Raw genomic sequence first — 16,472 nt, 5'->3', positions numbered from 1 at the left:
GGTGCCGGCCGCCGCCGAGGGCGGTGGCGCTGCCGCTTCCGGCGAGGAGCGCCCGGTGCGGATCCTGATCGTGGACGATGACGCGCTGGTACGTGCCGGTCTGTCGATGATCCTCGGCGGTACGCCCGACCTGAAGGTGGTCGGCGAGGCCGCCGACGGAAGCGAGGTCGTCCGGGCCGTCGCCGCGTGCCGGCCGGACGTGGTGCTGATGGACATCCGGATGCCCAGGCTGGACGGGCTGGCCGCCACCGAGGCGCTGCGCGGGCTGCCCCACCCGCCGGAGGTGCTCGTGCTTACCACGTTCGACGCCGACGAGCACGTGCTGCGGGCGCTGCGAGCCGGTGCCGGCGGGTTCCTGCTGAAGGACACGCCACCGGTGGAGATCGTGCGGGCGGTGCGCCGGGTGGCGGCCGGCGAGGCGACCCTGTCGCCGACGGTCACCCGGACCCTCATCGAGCACGTGACGGCCGGACCGGCGGCAGACCCACGGCGGGACCGGGCCGCGCGGCTGATCGGGGGCCTGACCGAGCGGGAACGCGCCGTCGCCGTGGCGCTCGGCCGGGGACGCACCAACGCCGAGATCGCCGCCGAGCTGTTCATGAGCGTGGCCACCGTCAAGGCGTACGTCTCCCGGCTGCTGACCCGCCTCGGACTCAACAACCGGGTGCAGGTGGCCCTGCTCGTACACGACGCCGGGCTGGTCTGAAACCGGTTTGAACCATCCCGCTCCGGTGGCCGTACCACTGCCCGAGGTGCGGTGCTCAAGCGCACCGCTACCGGAGCTGCGGGAGGTCTGCCGTGCGAGTTGATGAGCAGTCGACGGATCCCATCGATCAGATTCTGGGCGAGTTGCCGGTCCCGACGCCGTTGACCCCTGAGGACGTCCGGCTGGCTGTCCGGGCGGTGGTCGTGCACGCGGCCGAGGAGTGGCCGTCCGGGGCGCTGTGCCGCAACGATGGTGCCCGGTTCCCCTGCCGGCTGCATCGTTGGGGTCGGAAGGTACTGCTGAACCACGGGCTCAACGAGCGACAGCTCGACGCCCTCATTCGGCACGGCAATCCGTTCGTGCACGTGCCGTTCCCGTTCCTGATCAACGGCCCGTCGGCGGGACGTACCCCCGCCGCGCGTCCGGCGGGCACCGACCGGGCCGCCGGTTACCCGCCGCGGGCCGCCGGGCATCCCGGGCGACCCGAGCGCGCCGCCGGATACCCGGCGCGTGGCCCGGCGCCCCGGGTGGCCGCCCCGGTTGGGCGTACCGGTGTGCGGGCGCCCGGCTCCGGCCGGCCGGTGGCACCCCCCGCCACCGCGCCGCGCTGGCCGCGGGCGAGCTGAGCGGGCTCGCCCGTCGGCGGTACGACGCCGGCCCGGAGCGCGGGGTCATTCCCCGCCCGCGCCCGGGCCGGCGTCGCGATGCATGCTGCGATCAGCGGTTCCCGGCGGGAATTCCGCAGTTGGGCGCCGCCCAGTAGGTGTTGTTCGCGCTGCGGTCCTGGTTGTTCTCCCGCCGCGAGTCCACGTGGACGTGGGTGTTGTGGCCGGAGACGCCGGGCCCGATGATGCCGCTGAAGCCGTGGTTGCGGGCCTGGCGGGCGATCTGGCACAGCGACCTGTCGTTCGAGATGAGGTCGGCGGCGTTGCCGTAGAGGTGCTGGCTGTCCGACGCCCCGCCCACCCGGTTGTTGCAGGTGCGGCTGCGGAACCCGCTGGTGACGATCAGCGGCTGGTCGCCGAGGCTCTTGCGCAGCGCCTCCAGCTTCCACATGGTGCGCAGCGCGTTCTGCCGCGTCTGGGTGGTGCTCAGCGGGCCGCCGTCCCATCCGCTGCCGCCGCAGCCGTCGTCCATCTCGCGGTAGGCGAAGTGCCGGGGCGTGCAGTTGTTGTCCTGGAGCTGGTACAGCTTCCGGAACGTCTGCGGGCCGGCGATCCCGTCGACCCGGAGGCCGTACGCGGACTGGAAGCGGCGAACCGCGGCGGCGGTCTTCGGGCCGAACCGTCCGTCCAGCTCCACGACGTTGTTGTTGCCGGCCCAGCCGGCTATCCGTAGTTGCAGCTCCCGCACGTCGCTGCCGGAGCGACCCTGGTAGAGGTTGCGGTCCCAGGTGTAGCAGCCGTCGGCATGGGCCGCTGGCGCGGCGACCACCGAGGCGATCGCGGCGCCCGGCAGGGCCAGGGCGAGGGCGACGACTGCCCGTTTCAAGGTGTGTACGCGCACAGAAGTCCTCCCGATAGGAGAGTGAATGGGATGGCCTCCGGGACTTCGACCGGGCTGTCCCGTGGATCCACCCTCGCACCGGGGCAGCCGATTGGAGGGGATAAACGAGAATTGTCCTCGCAATTCACCGTACCTGAGCATTGGCTGGGAATTGGGCCCGTTTATGAATCCGGCAATCGGTACCTAGGGGCGGTAGAGAAGCCACTTCAGTGCGGAATGCCGCAACCGGTGACACGGAGGGTGATGTTCTCCCGGTCGACCGGCCCGGTAACGTCAGCGCCGGCGAGGACGGGGAGGTGGGCGTGGCGCGTGGTGGCATCTTCTGCGTCGAGGGCCAGTGGCACCGGGATCTCAACGAGCGCGGGTCCGTGCTGCCCACCCTGGAACTGCTCGAACGGCTGGGCAAGGTCCGCTTCATTCACAAGGACGCGGCCACCCGGGACGAGCTGTTCTACTTCATCGACCGTTGGCTGCTGAAGCAGTACGCCGACCATCGGCTCGGCTTCTTCGCCATGCACGGCGAACCGAACCGGTTGTGCCTCACCGACTGGCACTCGGTCGAACTCACCGAGGTGGCCGACCTGATGGCTGGACGCTGCGAGGGGCGCCGTCTCTACTTCGGCAGCTGCTCGGTGCTGCGCGCCCCCGAGCCGGTGCTGCGGGACTTTCTCGACGTCACCGGCGCCGCATTGATCTGCGGCTTCACCCGCGAGGTGGACTGGGTCGAGTCAGCGGCGTTCGAGACCGTCCTGCTCGACGTGCTCGCCAACGGCCGCCGGCACAACGCCGCCGAGCTGCGGATGGGCTCGGCGCACTGGGCGCCGCTCGCCTCGTACCTGGGCTTCCGGATCATCTACGCCAACGGCCGGGCCTGGCGACCCTCGCTGCGCCCCCGCGTACCCAGCCAGCCGTCCGCCGGTCAGCACGCCTGAGTGCTGGTAGAAACGAGCGATGGCACGCATGATCGCTCGTAACACCCGGGTCGACCGGGACGAACTTGTCGAGTTTCTCCGCCCCCGGCACCGGGTGGTGCTGATGACCACCCGCGCCGACGGCCGGCCGCAGTCCTCGCCGGTCGCCGCCGGGTTGGACACCGAGGGCCGGCTGGTGATCTCCAGCTATCCGGAGCGCGCGAAGGTCGCCAACGTCCGCCGCGACCCCCGCGTGTCGGCCTGTGTGCTCTCCGACGACTGGAACGGCCCGTGGGTGCAGGTCGACGGCACCGCCGAGGTGCTGGACCTGCCCGAAGCCCTCGAACCGCTTGTGGAGTACTTCCGCAGCATCTCCGGTGAGCATCCGGACTGGGATGAGTACCGGGCGGCGATGCGGCGGCAGGGCAAGTCGTTGATCAGGATCACCATCACCGGGTGGGGGCCGGTGGCGACCGGCGGCTTTCCGGCTCGACTGGCCGACTGACCCGGGCGGGGCGCGGCGAAGTGCCGCGCCCCGCCGGGGTTCAGCGCCGAGCCGTCGCGTACGCGGCGCAGCCGATCAGTTCCATCGAGACCTGGAGCCGTTCCAGGCTGATGTTCTTGGCGATGGTGTCCTCGGGGCTGTGGTACGGCGGCTCCAGCAACGCCGGTGACTCCTCGCCGCGCCAGGAGAAGTTCGCGCTGGCGATGCCGACCTCCTGGAAAGACTGGTGGTCGCTGGCGCCGCGCTGGGTCACCGGTGAGATCCGCGGCTCGTAGCCGAGCCGCCGGGCGGCGGCGGAGACCTCGTCGGTGGCCCGGTTGCTCTCGCCGGTGAACGACAACAACCAGTACCGGGTCGCCGGGTCCCAGCTGGTGGCGACCATGTCGTTCTGGTAGACGGCGAGGATCCGGTCCCGCTCGGGCTGGGGCAGTTGAGCCACGTAGTAGCGCGAACCGATCAACCCCTGCTCCTCCGAGCCCCACAGGGCGAACCGCACCGTGGCGTTGATCGGCACCGCCTTCAACACCCGGGCCAGTTCCAGGCAGAGCACGGTGCCCGAGCCGTCGTCGTTGGCACCCGGCGCACCGATGACCGAGTCGTAGTGGGCGCTGACCATGACGACCGGGCCGTTGCGGCCCGCCCGACCACGTCGCTCACCAAACACGTTGTGCGAGGTCAACCCCCGATGGGCGGTGGTGGCGACGGTCAGGGTGAGTGGCCCGGCCGCCAGCAACGCACGCAGCCGGTGCTTCTGCGCCTGAGCCACCCCGACGACCGGGATCGGCAGCGGCTCGGCGGCGGAGCCGGGCAGGGTGGGAGAGAACGCCGACGCGCGACGGGGTGCCACCAGGTCGGCCGGCAGGAAGACCACGGCTGCCGCCCCGGCCGCCACGGCGGTGGCGGCGAGCTGTTCGCGCTGGGCCGCGACATAGTCCACAAGTACGATCCGGCCACTGACGTCGGCCGGGTAGTCGCCGGGCGTACCCGCGCCGACATCGACCACGGGCGCGGTGATCCTGGTGTCCAACGCGGCCTGTCCGCTCGCGCCGACCTGCCAGTTCAGGTCCCGAGGCAGCCCGGCCGGCGAGCTGAGCTGGGCGAGGAACTTGTCGGCGACCGGGAAGGGTTGCAGCGTGGTGTCGTAGCGCAGCCGGTCGAGCTGGCCGGCGATGTAGTGCGCCGCCCGGCGCTCCGAGTCGGTGCCGCCGATGCGTGGGCCGATGTCCTCGGAGAGCACCTTCAGGTGTTGCAGGGCACGCTCTGCCGACAGCTGCGCGACGACGATCCGGTCGTGGGGGGTGAGGGTCGGGGGCCGGTGCGCGCCCGGACGCCGGTCGGCGGCCGCCCAGGCGGGGGCGGGCAGCGTCACGGCGGCGGCGCCACCGAGTGCGACGGTCAACATCCGTCGCCGGTTGAGCGAACCTGATCCGGTGGTGCGGGACGATTCGTGCGGGGTTGTCACGGTGTCGTCGAGCGAGGCCAAGACGGCGCCCTCCTGATTCGAGGTCCGACCCGCGCGTCAGGGGTGTGACGCCCCGGGTCACAGAGACTCGAATCTATCCGGCGGGCTGCCGGCGCTCAAGATCAGAGATCAGTAGGCGGCGGTGAAGCGCATGTTCCGGAAGCGCCCGTTCTCGATCTCGTCGACCACCGCGACCGCCAGGTCCTCGTAGCTGAGCACGCTGCGGCCCTGCGCGTCGGTCACCGGCTGGTCGGTGCCGGTGCGGTATCGGCCGGTGCGCTCGCCCGGGTGGAACTCAAGCGGCGGCGGGCTGACGTACGTCCAGGTCACCCCGTCGGCCGAGGAGCGGTAGAGGTCCAGGGCCTCCGCCTGCCCCAACGCGGAGTCGCGGTACTCGTCGGGAAAGTCCGGGTCGTCCAGCAGCCGGCCACCCGCCGGGTTGAGCAGGGTGGCGCCGCCGCCGATGTGGATCACCCGAGGTGCCGCCGGCATTCCGCGCAACGCGGCGAGCAGGGTCCGCGCCGCGTCGGGCCACAGCGTACGGTCGCCGCCGCCGATCGCCACCACAAGCGCGTCCGCCTCCGGCGCCAGTTCCCGCACACTCCGCTCACTCGTCGCGTCACCGGTGACGACCCGAACCCCGGCCGGCAGGTACGACGCGTCCGCCTCGGGGCGGCGTACCGCAGCCACCACCCGGTGCCCTCGGTTGAACGCCTCCCTGACGATCCGGGAACCCGCGGTGCCGGCCGCACCGAACACGACGATGTTGACCACGCCTCCCAGGCTAGGGATTCGGTCGGGTGGGTGTCGGCGGAACGGCTCAGTCGACAAGTGCCGAGTAGACCAGTTGGCGTAGCTGCGGCCGGATGGGCCAGGTGCTCGACGGCATCAGCTGGGTGAAGAACATGGCGGTGATCTCCTCGACCGGGTCGACCCAGAACGCGGTGCTGGCCACGCCGCCCCAGTAGTACTCGCCAACGCTGCTCGGCACCCGGCTCGGCACCGGGTCGTCGACGACCGCGAAGCCGAGGCCGAACCCGATGCCGTCCAGGTTGGTCTCGGCGAACCCGCCGGTGGACAGCGTGCCCAGGTCCTGCCCGCCGGGCAGGTGGTTGCGAGCCATGAAGCGCACCGTGCGGGGACCGAGCAGACGCGTGCCGTCCAGTTCGCCGCCGCGCAGCAGCAGTTGGGTGAAGCGGTGGTAGTCGGCGGCCGACGAGATCAGCCCACCGCCGCCGGAGAGCAGCACCGGCTTCTCGTACGCCAGCGCGCCCAGCGCGTCGTGCCGCACCGCGCGACCGGACGCCGGATCCGGCACGTACAGGGCGGCCAGCCGCTCGGCGTCGGCGCCGTCGACGTGCCAACGGGTGTCGCCCATGCCCAGCGGACGCAGGATCCGTTCGGTCAGGAAGGTGTCCAGGCTCTGCCCGGAGACCACCTCGATCAGCCGGCCGAGCACGTCGGTGGCGACCGAGTAGCCCCAGGCGGTACCGGGCTGGAACAGCAGCGGCAGCTCACCGAAGACCCGGCAGGCGTCGGCCAGGTCGACCTCGGCCGGTGGGTAGAGGTCGTAGCCGGCGGCCCGGTACAACCCGTCGACCACCGACGTCTGCATGAAGCCGTAGGTCAACCCGGCGGTGTGGGTGAGCAGGTGCCAGATCCGGATCGGCTCGATCGCCGGCACGGTGTACGGCTTGAGCGTCGAACCCTTCGAGTAGACCCGCATGTCGGCGAACTCGGGCAGCCAGCGCCCGATCTCGTCGGTCAGCTCGAAGCGGCCCTCCTCCCACAGCATCATCGCCGCGACCGAGGTGATCGGCTTGGTCATCGAGTAGATCCGCCAGAGGGTGTCCGGCTGCACCGGCGTGCCCGCCTCGCGGTCCCGCAGCCCGTACGTCGAACTGTGCGCGATCTCGCCGCGCCGGGTGACCACCGCCTGCCAGCCGGCGAGCCGGCCGGCGTCGACGTAGCCGGCGAAGTGTTCGTCGATCCGGGCCAGCCGCGTCGGGTCGAATCCGACCTGCTCCGGCTCGATGCTGGGTGCCATGCTCACCTCAGCGAACCTACCGGCCGGTACGCGCGGCGGGAAGGCATGTTGTCGGGGTCACTGGTTAGCCTGCGGGACATGCCGGAGCCGACTGAGGACGTCACCTTCCACGACGAGGACTGGTACGCCGAGGACCTGGCCGACCGGCACTTCGTCAACTGCACCTTCCACCGGGTGGATCTCACCGAGGCGACCAGTCAGGGCGCGGTCTTCGAGGGCTGCACCTTCGGCGACGTGGCGTTCAACGTCTCCCGGCACGCCGACTCGGCCTTCACCCGGTGCGCCTTCGTCCGGTGCAACCTCTTCGAGGCGGAGTTCACCGGCTGCAAGCTGCTGGGCAGCACCTTCGACCGCTGTGATCTGCGGCCGTTGACGGTGACCGGAGGTGACTGGTCGTTCCTCACCCTCGCCGGTGGCGACCTGCGCGGCGCGCGCTTCACCGGCGTGCGGATGCGGGAGACCGACCTGTCCGGGGCCGACCTGACGGGCGCGTCGCTGACCGGGTGCGACCTGTCCGACGTGCAGTGGCGCGGCGCCCGGCTCTCCGGTGCGGACCTGCGCGGCAGTGATCTGGCCGGGCTGGATCCGGCCACGGTGCACCGGGCCGGGACGGTCATCGACGTGATGCAGGCGGCGACCCTGGCCCGGGCGCTGGGCTTCGATATCCGGGGCTGAAGCCGTCATGGCGAAGACATGAATTCTCTGTCTTCTATGTGAATCAGGCTCCGTCTCCCCGTGGCCGGCGTCTCTAATGGTTCGTACGGCCAGGTGCGCACTGGCCGTCCATACCCCTGTCCCCGACTGACGGAGGATGATGTCCGATGTTCCGTACCATCCAGGCCGCGCTCGTCGCGACCGCGCTGACCCTTGTCGCGCTTGTGGTTCCGGCGGGACCGGCGATGGCCGCCAGCTGTTCCACCGCGTCGACCCAGGCGCTCGTCGGGGGTCATCGGGTGAAGATCTACTGTGGTGCTGCGGGGCACTTCGACGGTTTCGGCACCACGCTCACCGAGGCCAACCTGGAGGCGCTGCGCCTGTACCAGCTCTACCTCACCTACGGCGAGCGGTGCAGCGGGTCGACTGTGGGCTCGTTGGTCGGTGGGCGCAGCGTGTCGATCTACTGCCCGGGCCGCTACACCGACAGCTTCGGCAGCAACCTCACCGATGCCGCGGTCGAGGCTAGGGAGTTGGTGACGATGCGGCTCGCCGGCGGCCCGAACTGCGACGGCTCCAGCGTGGCCACGCTTGTGGGCGGTTACCGGGTGACGCTCTTCTGCACCGGGCGCTACGTCCGGGGTCAGGGCAGCACGCTCACGGAGGCAGCACAGATCGCCCGGCTCACCGCGGCGCTCGGCTGAGCGGGGCCGCCGGCCGGTCGTTGCCCGGCCGGTGGCCCGCTTCGGCAGTAGCCTGGTCGGCGACCGTCCCACACGACGGAGACGACCCGGGGAGGACGAGCAATGCCCGCTTTCGCGTTGGCGCACCTGCGGAACCCGCAGGTCAACGAGGATATTCTGACCTACCTGGAGCGGATCCAGGCCACGCTGGAGCCGTACGGCGGCCGGTTCGTGGTGCACGGTCCGGAGGTGGACGTACGCGAGGGTGAGTGGCCGGGCAGCGTGGTCATCCTCGAGTTTCCCGACCGGCAGCAGGCTCACGCCTGGTACGACTCGCCGGCCTACCAGGAGATCCTGCCGCTGCGTACCCGTCACATCGACGCCTCGGCGATCATCTTCGACGGGGTGGGACCGGGCTATGACCCCGGCCGGACCGCGGCGGCGCTGCGGGCGCAGACGGCGACCGGCTGAGCCCACGGGACAGTTTGTCCGTCACCCCGGGTCCACCGGGTCGTAACGTCCTGCTGTCCGTGTTCGACCGTCCTGTGTGGAGGCCAGGCCGATGAACAGCAGCAGCAGTACCGTCCGTCCCGCTCCGCCCACCGGTGAGCGGTCCGGGGTGGGGTTGCGGGAGATCCCGCTGCCGCCGTACGTGACCGCCGAGGATGCCCAGTTCGCCGTGCGGGCTGTCGTGGTGCACGCGCCACGACGCTGGTCGGGCGGCACGGTCTGCCGCAACGACGCCAGCCCGCACCCATGCCGACTGCATCGGTGGGGCACCCGGGTGCTCGCGCTACGCGGTCTGCACGACGCCGACATCGCCGCGTTGATCGAGCGCGGTGATCCCGCTGCCCCGCTGCCGCCCCGGCCTCCGGCCTGAGCGGCGTAAGGAGCCGTAACCCACTCGAATACCCGTACAACCGGCCGTCATGCCTTGTGTCGCGCTGACATCGCTCTATTTGACGGACGCCTCGACAGCGGGCAACGTTGGGGCCTGGAGGGGCCTTGAGCTGCCCCGATGTGGCGGTGGGTGGCACCGCCTGGGAGCCCAGAAACCCACGAGGAGTCCCACCATGCTCACGATGACCGACAATGCCGTCCTGGTGATCCGTGATCTTGCCGCGCAGCAGGACGTCTCCGAGGGCGGCGGCGTACGCATCGCCGCGGACACCACCGCCGGCTCGCTCACCGTCGAGTTGGTGCCCGCGCCGATCGAGGGCGACCACGTGGTCGACAACCAGGGCGCCCGGATCTTCCTCGATTCCGATGCGGCCGACCTGCTCGGTGATGCCTCGGTCGACGCGACCGTCGACGACGAGGGTGTCGTGCAGTTCGGGTTCACCGAGAAGGAGTAGCTCGGGCCAGCGCGTTCAGTACGTGGGCCAGATGGTGTGAGGTGCTCCACGCCATCCAGTTGGTAGCCGAGCCGGCCCCGGCACCCCGCCTCGCTCGGCGCGCGATCTCCTGATCGCCCCAGGAGAAGCTCGCGCCCGTGGCCGGCCAGTGCGGGCCCGACACCAGCGTGCGACACAGGTCGGCGATCCGCTGGTCGCCCTGCCCGCGGCGGCGCGACCAGCGGTGGATCAACCAGGCGCCGTCGCCGGTGTAGGGGACCGTGAGGTGCCGGTCGACGGCCGGCTGGGCAGCGGCCGAGGCCACGCCGTAGTCGCCGAAGGTGACACCCAGGTCGGCCAGTCGCTGCCAGAGCAGCCAGTCCCAGCGATCCACCCGGACCGGCTCGTCGATGGGCAGGCGGGACAGGGCCGGCGGCATGCCGCCGGCCACCACGCTCACCGAACGCCAGGCGTGCCGGCGGGTCCAGTCCAGCATCCGCCGGACCCGGGGCTCGGCCAGCCGAACGTCGGCCGGGCAGCACACGTCACCACAGTCGAGCACCAGATCACACTGCTCAGGGGCCAGCCGTGCGTGTCTGCCGATCCGCTCCACGGCCGTGGTGGTGGCGTCGGGGCCGGCCCGATCCTGGCGTAGCCGCAGGCGTACCACGCCCCGTTGGGTCTGCGCGCGAGCCGTGGCACCGAGCGCCGCCAACCGCCGCTCACCGTCCGTCAGGCCGATCACCGGCACCAGCGGTACGCCCCGGCAGGCCAACGCGGATGCCGTGGTGTCGGGTAGGACACCGATGTCGACGGCGGGAAGCAGCCCGGGGGGCAGTCGGGTCAGCGGGCCGATGACAGTTTTGTCGACTTCGGACAGTTGCAGGATCGGGCTGAGCATCGGGGCGAGGGCGTCGTCGAGGTGGCCGAGCGCCTCCAGCTCCCCGCGCCGTGCGGTGAGGACAGGACGGTAGACCGGCTCCTCCGCCCGTCCTCCGGGGGCGGGCATCATAATTCAATGTAGCCAGACGATTACCCACCACCCAGAGCGGAGCAGCGGGAAATCGCCGGACAGGTGTCAACTGCCTGACTATCCTCGCGTGGTGTCTGACGCACCGACCCGGTACCGGTCCGCCGACGAGGACAGCGCCCGCTGGGAGGACTTCCCCTTCCGTCCCGGGGACATCGTGATCAGCACCCGCTCCAAGAGCGGGACGACCTGGATGCAGATGATCTGCGCTCTGCTGGTGTTGCGTACGCCGGAACTGCCGGCACCGCTGACCGAGCTGTCACCCTGGCTCGACTGGCTGGTCGAGCCGCAGGAGCGGGTGTACGCGCGGCTGGCCGCCCAGCGGCACCGCCGCTTCATCAAGACCCACACTCCGCTCGACGGGGTACCGATTGATCCCCGGGTGCACTACGTGGTGGTGGCCCGCCATCCGCTCGACGCGGCGGTCTCGCTGCACCACCAGAGTGCCAATCTGAATCGCGCCCGGCTCGCCGAGCTGACCGGCCAGCCCGCGACACCGGAGCCGGAGAGCCCTCGTCCGTCGGTCGAGCAGGCGCTCGTACGCTGGATCGACGCGAATCCGGATCCACGCGCCGAACTGGATTCACTGCCGGGTTTCATGTGGCATCTACGCGACGCCTGGGCCCGCCGGCACCAGCCGAACGTGCACCTCGTCCACTACGACGACCTTCGGGCCGACCTGACCGGGCAGATGCGACACCTGGCCGAACGCCTGGACCTCGAACCGCCCGGACCGGACCTGGTGGAAGCGGCCACCTTCGACCGGATGCGGGACCGCGCCGACCGGCTCGCGCCCGACGCCGCCGGCGTGCTGAAGGAACGCAGCGCCTTCTTCCGCAGCGGTCGGTCCGGTCAGGGCGACGAACTGCTGGACGCAGCGGCGCGCGCCCACTACCGCTCCCGGGTCGCCGCCCTGGCGCCGCCGGACCTGCTGGCCTGGCTCCACCGTGCCGAGGCGTGAACGCCGGCGCCCCGGAGCGGCGGGTGCCGCTCCGGGGCGCTGATCGAGCCGGCTACGGCCCGCCGACCGGGTCAGTCGTCGTCCCGGTCGTCATCGTCGTCGTCATCGTCGTCCTGGTCGTCATCGTCGTCCCGGTCGTCGTCCACCGGCTCCTGCTCGGCCTTGACGACCTCACCGGACTGCCGGTCGACGTCGATCTCGTGCTCGGTGCCGCCGTTGACGATTTCGACCTCCCAGACGGCCCGGCCGTTCTCCTCGTCCCGGTCGGTCTCGGTGATCTGTCCACCACCGGCCTGCGCCAGAGCGATCTCACCGGCCCGCTCCCGGCTTACCGCATCACCCTCCGTCGCCGACTGGGTCTGCACCGGAACGGTGGATGCGGCGCTGCTCGGGTCGGCAGTGGTGGTGCCGCTCGGGTCGGCGGTCGCGGGGCCGGTGGGGTCGGCGGGAACAGCCGCGGTCGTCGGGGCGCCGGTCGCGGCGGTCAGGGTCGTCTGCCGTGCCGGATTGTCGTCCGCCGCCGCGACGCCGAGGAACACCCCGGCCGCCGCGAGCACCGCCGCCGCGCCGCCGACCGACGCCAGGATCAGGGGGTTGCGCTTCATCGTCTACACCTCTCCTCGGTTGTTGCATCGAGGATCGGCCGTGCCGCGATAGCAGCGCGCTGTCCGAACCCTAAGCCCCGGTTAACATCGGACCTGCTCACGGGCGGGGCCAGGTCGGCGGGCGCGGCGGGGCGGGCCAGGTCGGGCGCGGCGGGGGTTACGCGCGGCCGAGCCAGAGTTCCACTTCTGCGCCGCCGCCGGTGCGCTCGCCCAGGGCCAGTCGGCCGCCGCTGGCCTGGGCCGCCCGGCGGGCGATGTCGAGCCCGAGTCCGGTCGAGCCGGCCTGGCTCGCCCCTCGGCGTACCAGGTCGGCCGTGATGCCGGGGCCTTCGTCGGTGACCGTCAGGACCACCTGGTCGCCGACGGCACGGAGCCGGACGGCGAAGGGGGTGCCGTCCGGGGTGTGCGCGAAGACGTTGCCGAGCAGGGCGTCCAGCGCGGCGGCCAGCTCGTCGGCGGCGACGGCGACCGGAACCGGGCCGGGTGCCAGGTCGAGATCGACCGCGCGGCCGGTCTCCTCCGCCAGCACCGACCAGAAGGCGACCCGGTCCGCCACGGTGGTCGCGGCGTCGGCGATCACCGTGCCATCGGTGGGCGTACGCCAGCGGGCCTGCCGGATCAGACCGGTGACCGCCCGCTCAAGGCCGTCCACCGCGTCGATCACCCGGGCGGCGTCCTGCGGGTCGCGCAGCGACTCGGCCTCCAGCCGCAGGGCGGTCAGCGGCGTACGCAGCCGGTGCGACAGATCGGCCACCTGTTCCCGCTCGTGCACCAGCAACTCCTGAATCCGGCCGGCGAGGTGGTTGAGGGCGCCACCCACCTCGCGCAACTCGACCGGCCCCGACGGGCTCACCCGCGCGTCCAGCTCGGCGTTGGCCAACCGGTGCGAGACCTCCGAGAGCTCGCTGATCGGGCGGACCAGCGTGCGGGCCAGACGGTCGGCGACGGCCAGGGCGATCAGCACCAGCAGCGCTCCGAGCAGGGCGAGCACCAGCCAGGCACGACCCACGCCGGCGGTCATCTCCGCCCGCGGCACCACGGTGCGGATCACGGTGGTGCCGTCCGTGCGGCCCTGCACCGCGATTACCACCTCCCGGCCGTCGGCCGTCTCGGCGGTGAGGCTCTGCCCGCGTTCGGCCAACTCCACCGCCGGGGTGCGGGTGGCGTTCGAGCCGAGCACCGTGCCGTCCGGCAGGAACACGCTGACCGGCCGGGCCGACTCGGCGGCGAGCTGTTCGACGGTCAGCCGTACGGTCTCCGCGTCGGCGGCGCCCACCACGGGAGCGAGGCTCTGCGCGTCGGCGGTGGCCCGTACCGTCGCCCGGTCCTCGGCGGCGGTACGCAGCAGCAACGCCAGCGGCACCAGGAAAGCGATCACGATGAGGACGCTTACCGCGGCCACCAGCAGCGCCAGGCGCGCCCTCACCCGCCGACCTCCGGAGCGACCAGCCGCACCCCGACTCCGCGTACCGTGTGCAGGTAGCGCGGCTGCTGGGCGCTCTCGCCGAGCTTGCGGCGCAGCCAGGACAGATGCACGTCAACGGTCTTGTCCGCCCCGCCGTACGGGATCTGCCACACCTCGGTCAGCAACTCCCGCTTGGTCACCACCTCACCGACCCGGCTGGCCAGATGCCGCAACAGGTCGAACTCGCGCGGGGTCAGCTCGACCGGCGCGCCGTCGAGGCTGACCTGCCGGGAGCGGGGGTCGATGCGCAGCCCACCGACCACCACCGTTGGATCCTCCGTCGGTCCACCTGGTCCGCGACGTAGCACCGCGCGTACCCGCGCGTCGAGTTGGGCGGCGGTGAACGGCTTGACCACGTAGTCGTCGGCCCCCGCGTCGAGCACCTGGACGATTTCCCGCTCGTCGTCGCGGGCGGTGGCCACGATGACCGGGACGACGCTGACAGCCCGCAGCATCCGCAGCAGCTCGCGGCCGTCCAGGTCGGGCAGCCCGAGGTCGAGTACGACCAGATCGGGGCGGTCGTCAAGGGCGTCGCGCAGCCCGGTCATCGCGGTAGAGGCGGCGGCCACGGCGTGTCCCCGCTCGCGCAGCGCCCGCACCAGCGGGGCGCGGATGGTCAGGTCGTCCTCGATCAGCAGCAGGCGGGCCACAGCAGGCAGGGTATCCCCGGCGATCGGCGTGGGCCGGTTTCGTTAACCGTCCCTTAGCGTTGCCCGAAGGTAGCCCCAACCGGTGATCGGGGATAGTCGGGTGATGGGCCGTCGAACCTTGCTCGCCGTGGCCGGATGGCTGGCCACCGCGGTCGTCGCCACCCTGATCGGGCTCGCCGCGATCCGGTTGGTGGGTGAGAGTCTCACCGGGACGCCCGGTGGGGTCCGCAGCCAGGAGGAGATCGCCCGCGCGCTCGCCGATCCGGTCCCGGCCGGGACCGGATCCCCCGGTGGCGCGCCGACGGGTACCCCGTCGCCCGGCGCCGGGCCGAGCGGTGCCGGCCCGGACGGGTCGCCGTCGAGCCCGGTGTCGCCGGGCGACCCGGGCACGGAGCCGGGCAACCGGCGCGGCTTCTCCACGGTGGGCGGCAGCGCGGTTGCCGAGTGCGTGCCGGGCGGGGTCTACCTGGTTTCCTGGAGCGCGCGACCGGGTTACCGGGTCGACGACGTCGATCGTGGCCCGGACGACGACGCGGACGTCACGTTCGTCGGGCCGAGCGGCGAGTACGAGCTGTCCGTGCGATGCGCGGGCGGGGTGCCCACCGTCGACCTCGACGACGACTGAGCGTTCAGGTATCACCGCAGGTCAATGGCATGATCAACAGATCAAATGTCCCGTATCGGACAGTCTATCGCCTGGCTGCCGACAGGGAACGCGACATACGTTCGAGGCACAAAGGGGGCTGATCGGCGCTGATCCCCCTTTAGGCACCGCAACCAACTCAACACGCCAGGGCCGCTCGGCCGGTTCGGGAAGGAGTCCGATGTCCAGCGCGAGAGCCAGGAGCAGAGGCGCACCGCAGCCGGTGCCGGGGGACGAGGCCACGGCCCACGCCGAGGCCGAACACACCACCTGCGCCGGCGGCGGCATGCCATCGACCGCGAGAGTCCTCTTCGCCGTGGTCGACGCCGACGGTCACCTGGTCCGAGGGCTGGGCGCGGCGGCGGCCAACCGGTTGCGGACCGGGATGTACCAGGTGGTCTTCGACCAGGACGTGACCGGCGCCAGCCTGGTCGGCACCGTCGGACTGCCAGGGAGCACCGGCCTTGCTCCGGCCGGGCAGATCGCGGTCGCGGGTCGTACCGGCATTCCGAACGCCGTCTTCGTGACCACCTTCGACGGTGTCGGGTCGGCCGCCGACCGTCCCTTCCACCTGGCCGTGCTCTCCTGAGCAACCGCCCGCCGCACACGAGCGCGCGGCGCCGTTGACCCGAGGGTCGAAACCGCGCCGCGCTCGGCCGTCTCCCACCGCCGCAGCCGTACGGCGGTACGTCAGCGGGGACCTGGCATGACCGGGGTCGCACCGGTCGCTGGTGTCGATCCCCGATCTGCGCCAGTCCAAACCGCGGGGCGGTGGCCAATTCCACCATCTGCGAAGCGCGGCGTGGACCGGTCCGCAATGGGGTATGTGTCGGGGCATGGAGCACTTCACTATCGCTACCGTCGCCGAGAAGAGCCCGGACTTCCGGCGGGTGCTGTGGACCGGGAACCACACCCAATTGGTGATCATGACGATCCCGCCGGGCGGCGAGATCGGTGAGGAGGTCCATGAGGACATCGACCAGATCCTGACCTTCGTCAGCGGCACCGGTGAGGCGCGAGTGGCCGGGGAGAAGCGCGAGGTGGTACAGGGTGACCTGGTGGTCGTACCGGCCGGCACCCGCCACAACTTCGTCAACACCGGGCCCAACCCGCTGGTGCTCTACACCGTGTACGGGCCGCCGGAGCACGCCGACCAGGCCGTGCACCGCACCAAGGAGGAGGCTGACGCCGCCGAGGCCGCCGGGAAGGACGAACCTCCCACCTCCTGAGTCCTCCGCCCTCGCCGGTCTCCGCCCTGGGCGGCGGAGACCGGCGAGGCGGCGTGATGAGGCCCGGAATCCCGGGTACGC

21 protein-coding genes are annotated in these 16,472 nt (G+C 71.5%); 13 read left to right on the top strand and 8 right to left on the bottom strand.

Annotated features, from left to right (window positions below; translation table 11 throughout):
• Nucleotide 1 precedes the first annotated feature (1 nt).
• A complete protein-coding gene (locus tag Vse01_RS11740; RefSeq protein WP_093402059.1) occupies nt 2-706 on the top strand; it encodes a response regulator in 705 nt (234 codons plus the stop codon).
• A 92-nt stretch (nt 707-798) separates the two neighbouring features.
• The gene (locus Vse01_RS11735) at nt 799-1,332 is read left to right on the top strand and encodes a hypothetical protein (protein ID WP_093401945.1); all 534 of its coding nucleotides are present in this window, start codon (nt 799-801) and stop codon (nt 1,330-1,332) included.
• A 91-nt stretch (nt 1,333-1,423) separates the two neighbouring features.
• Here the strand turns inward: Vse01_RS11735 and Vse01_RS11730 are convergent, their stop codons facing one another.
• Entirely contained in the window at nt 1,424-2,212 is a 789-nt protein-coding gene (locus Vse01_RS11730; RefSeq protein ID WP_093401944.1) for a D-Ala-D-Ala carboxypeptidase family metallohydrolase, read from the bottom strand.
• Nucleotides 2,213-2,514: 302 nt separating this feature from the next.
• On the opposite strand from Vse01_RS11730, the gene Vse01_RS11725 reads away from it, so the two are divergent.
• Both Vse01_RS11725 and Vse01_RS11720 read left to right on the top strand, forming a co-directional pair.
• Nucleotides 2,515-3,144 carry a DUF6642 family protein gene (locus Vse01_RS11725; protein ID WP_093402058.1) on the top strand — a complete coding sequence of 210 codons (630 nt, stop codon included), beginning with the start codon at nt 2,515-2,517 and terminating at the stop codon, nt 3,142-3,144.
• Between the two features lie 19 nt (nt 3,145-3,163).
• A complete protein-coding gene (locus Vse01_RS11720) occupies nt 3,164-3,628 on the top strand; it encodes a PPOX class F420-dependent oxidoreductase (RefSeq protein ID WP_093401943.1) in 465 nt (154 codons plus the stop codon).
• 40 nt (nt 3,629-3,668) lie between these two features.
• Here Vse01_RS11720 and Vse01_RS11715 read toward each other — a convergent pair whose 3' ends face one another.
• From Vse01_RS11715 to Vse01_RS11705, 3 genes are all read right to left on the bottom strand, one after another.
• Complete coding sequence (locus Vse01_RS11715; protein ID WP_232511044.1) at nt 3,669-5,111, bottom strand: M20/M25/M40 family metallo-hydrolase; 1,443 nt, start codon at nt 5,109-5,111, stop codon at nt 3,669-3,671.
• Between the two features lie 108 nt (nt 5,112-5,219).
• The gene (locus Vse01_RS11710) at nt 5,220-5,864 is read right to left on the bottom strand and encodes an NAD(P)-dependent oxidoreductase (protein ID WP_093401942.1); all 645 of its coding nucleotides are present in this window, start codon (nt 5,862-5,864) and stop codon (nt 5,220-5,222) included.
• Nucleotides 5,865-5,910: 46 nt separating this feature from the next.
• Nucleotides 5,911-7,137 carry a serine hydrolase domain-containing protein gene (locus tag Vse01_RS11705; protein ID WP_170863312.1) on the bottom strand — a complete coding sequence of 409 codons (1,227 nt, stop codon included), beginning with the start codon at nt 7,135-7,137 and terminating at the stop codon, nt 5,911-5,913.
• Between the two features lie 78 nt (nt 7,138-7,215).
• Here Vse01_RS11705 and Vse01_RS11700 point away from each other — a divergent pair, with 78 nt between their 5' ends.
• The 5 genes from Vse01_RS11700 (at nt 7,216) to Vse01_RS11680 (ending at nt 9,829) form a co-directional block, all read left to right on the top strand.
• On the top strand, nt 7,216-7,812 hold the full coding sequence (locus Vse01_RS11700; RefSeq protein WP_093401940.1) for a pentapeptide repeat-containing protein: 597 nt from the start codon (nt 7,216-7,218) through the stop codon (nt 7,810-7,812).
• Nucleotides 7,813-7,958: 146 nt separating this feature from the next.
• Entirely contained in the window at nt 7,959-8,495 is a 537-nt protein-coding gene (locus tag Vse01_RS11695; RefSeq protein WP_093401939.1) for a hypothetical protein, read from the top strand.
• Nucleotides 8,496-8,597: 102 nt separating this feature from the next.
• Nucleotides 8,598-8,945: a DUF1330 domain-containing protein gene (locus tag Vse01_RS11690; RefSeq protein ID WP_093401938.1), complete on the top strand. Its 348-nt coding sequence runs from the start codon at nt 8,598-8,600 to the stop codon at nt 8,943-8,945.
• Nucleotides 8,946-9,036: 91 nt separating this feature from the next.
• Nucleotides 9,037-9,354 (top strand): hypothetical protein, encoded by a 318-nt coding sequence (locus Vse01_RS11685; protein ID WP_170863297.1) that lies wholly within the window; start codon nt 9,037-9,039, stop codon nt 9,352-9,354.
• Nucleotides 9,355-9,547: 193 nt separating this feature from the next.
• The gene (locus Vse01_RS11680; RefSeq protein WP_093401937.1) at nt 9,548-9,829 is read left to right on the top strand and encodes an adhesin; all 282 of its coding nucleotides are present in this window, start codon (nt 9,548-9,550) and stop codon (nt 9,827-9,829) included.
• On the opposite strand, the gene Vse01_RS11675 is transcribed toward Vse01_RS11680, so the two are convergent.
• A complete protein-coding gene (locus tag Vse01_RS11675; protein ID WP_232511043.1) occupies nt 9,813-10,817 on the bottom strand; it encodes a beta family protein in 1,005 nt (334 codons plus the stop codon). The genes Vse01_RS11680 and Vse01_RS11675 overlap by 17 nt on opposite strands.
• A gap of 94 nt (nt 10,818-10,911) precedes the next feature.
• Between Vse01_RS11675 and Vse01_RS11670 the strand changes: the two genes are divergently transcribed.
• Nucleotides 10,912-11,799: a sulfotransferase domain-containing protein gene (locus Vse01_RS11670; protein WP_093402055.1), complete on the top strand. Its 888-nt coding sequence runs from the start codon at nt 10,912-10,914 to the stop codon at nt 11,797-11,799.
• A 71-nt stretch (nt 11,800-11,870) separates the two neighbouring features.
• On the opposite strand, the gene Vse01_RS11665 is transcribed toward Vse01_RS11670, so the two are convergent.
• From Vse01_RS11665 to Vse01_RS11655, 3 genes are all read right to left on the bottom strand, one after another.
• On the bottom strand, nt 11,871-12,404 hold the full coding sequence (locus tag Vse01_RS11665) for a PepSY domain-containing protein (protein ID WP_093401935.1): 534 nt from the start codon (nt 12,402-12,404) through the stop codon (nt 11,871-11,873).
• 157 nt (nt 12,405-12,561) lie between these two features.
• On the bottom strand, nt 12,562-13,830 hold the full coding sequence (locus Vse01_RS11660; RefSeq protein ID WP_093401934.1) for a sensor histidine kinase: 1,269 nt from the start codon (nt 13,828-13,830) through the stop codon (nt 12,562-12,564).
• Nucleotides 13,827-14,519 carry a response regulator transcription factor gene (locus Vse01_RS11655; RefSeq protein WP_093401933.1) on the bottom strand — a complete coding sequence of 231 codons (693 nt, stop codon included), beginning with the start codon at nt 14,517-14,519 and terminating at the stop codon, nt 13,827-13,829. Before Vse01_RS11655 ends, Vse01_RS11660 begins: the two co-directional genes overlap by 4 nt.
• A 103-nt stretch (nt 14,520-14,622) precedes the next feature.
• On the opposite strand from Vse01_RS11655, the gene Vse01_RS11650 reads away from it, so the two are divergent.
• The 3 genes from Vse01_RS11650 (at nt 14,623) to Vse01_RS11640 (ending at nt 16,391) form a co-directional block, all read left to right on the top strand.
• Nucleotides 14,623-15,144 carry a septum formation initiator gene (locus Vse01_RS11650; protein ID WP_093401932.1) on the top strand — a complete coding sequence of 174 codons (522 nt, stop codon included), beginning with the start codon at nt 14,623-14,625 and terminating at the stop codon, nt 15,142-15,144.
• Nucleotides 15,145-15,343: 199 nt separating this feature from the next.
• Nucleotides 15,344-15,751, top strand: a complete 408-nt coding sequence (locus Vse01_RS11645; protein WP_093401931.1) for a hypothetical protein — start codon at nt 15,344-15,346, stop codon at nt 15,749-15,751.
• A gap of 235 nt (nt 15,752-15,986) precedes the next feature.
• Complete coding sequence (locus Vse01_RS11640; RefSeq protein ID WP_170863296.1) at nt 15,987-16,391, top strand: cupin domain-containing protein; 405 nt, start codon at nt 15,987-15,989, stop codon at nt 16,389-16,391.
• The last annotated feature ends 81 nt before the right edge of the window (nt 16,392-16,472 follow it).

Origin of the sequence: Micromonospora sediminimaris (assembly GCF_016863575.1) — a bacterium.
In the GTDB taxonomy this organism is placed as follows: Bacteria; Actinomycetota; Actinomycetes; order Mycobacteriales; family Micromonosporaceae; genus Micromonospora; species Micromonospora sediminimaris.
This window is presented reverse-complemented; position numbering and strand designations above follow the sequence as displayed.

Excerpts from the sequence above, each read along its gene's own strand:
- Vse01_RS11645 (WP_093401931.1), top strand. The coding sequence starts at position 15,344 with ATGTCCAGCGCGAGAGCCAGGAGCAGAGGCGCACCGCAGCCGGTGCCG.
- Vse01_RS11705 (WP_170863312.1), bottom strand. The coding sequence starts at position 7,137 with ATGGCACCCAGCATCGAGCCGGAGCAGGTCGGATTCGACCCGACGCGG.
- Vse01_RS11665 (WP_093401935.1), bottom strand. The coding sequence starts at position 12,404 with ATGAAGCGCAACCCCCTGATCCTGGCGTCGGTCGGCGGCGCGGCGGCG.
- Vse01_RS11650 (WP_093401932.1), top strand. The coding sequence starts at position 14,623 with ATGGGCCGTCGAACCTTGCTCGCCGTGGCCGGATGGCTGGCCACCGCG.
- Vse01_RS11700 (WP_093401940.1), top strand. The coding sequence starts at position 7,216 with ATGCCGGAGCCGACTGAGGACGTCACCTTCCACGACGAGGACTGGTAC.
- Vse01_RS11680 (WP_093401937.1), top strand. The coding sequence starts at position 9,548 with ATGCTCACGATGACCGACAATGCCGTCCTGGTGATCCGTGATCTTGCC.
- Vse01_RS11720 (WP_093401943.1), top strand. The coding sequence starts at position 3,164 with ATGGCACGCATGATCGCTCGTAACACCCGGGTCGACCGGGACGAACTT.
- Vse01_RS11640 (WP_170863296.1), top strand. The coding sequence starts at position 15,987 with ATGTGTCGGGGCATGGAGCACTTCACTATCGCTACCGTCGCCGAGAAG.
- Vse01_RS11690 (WP_093401938.1), top strand. The coding sequence starts at position 8,598 with ATGCCCGCTTTCGCGTTGGCGCACCTGCGGAACCCGCAGGTCAACGAG.
- Vse01_RS11685 (WP_170863297.1), top strand. The coding sequence starts at position 9,037 with ATGAACAGCAGCAGCAGTACCGTCCGTCCCGCTCCGCCCACCGGTGAG.
- Vse01_RS11675 (WP_232511043.1), bottom strand. The coding sequence starts at position 10,817 with ATGCCCGCCCCCGGAGGACGGGCGGAGGAGCCGGTCTACCGTCCTGTC.
- Vse01_RS11695 (WP_093401939.1), top strand. The coding sequence starts at position 7,959 with ATGTTCCGTACCATCCAGGCCGCGCTCGTCGCGACCGCGCTGACCCTT.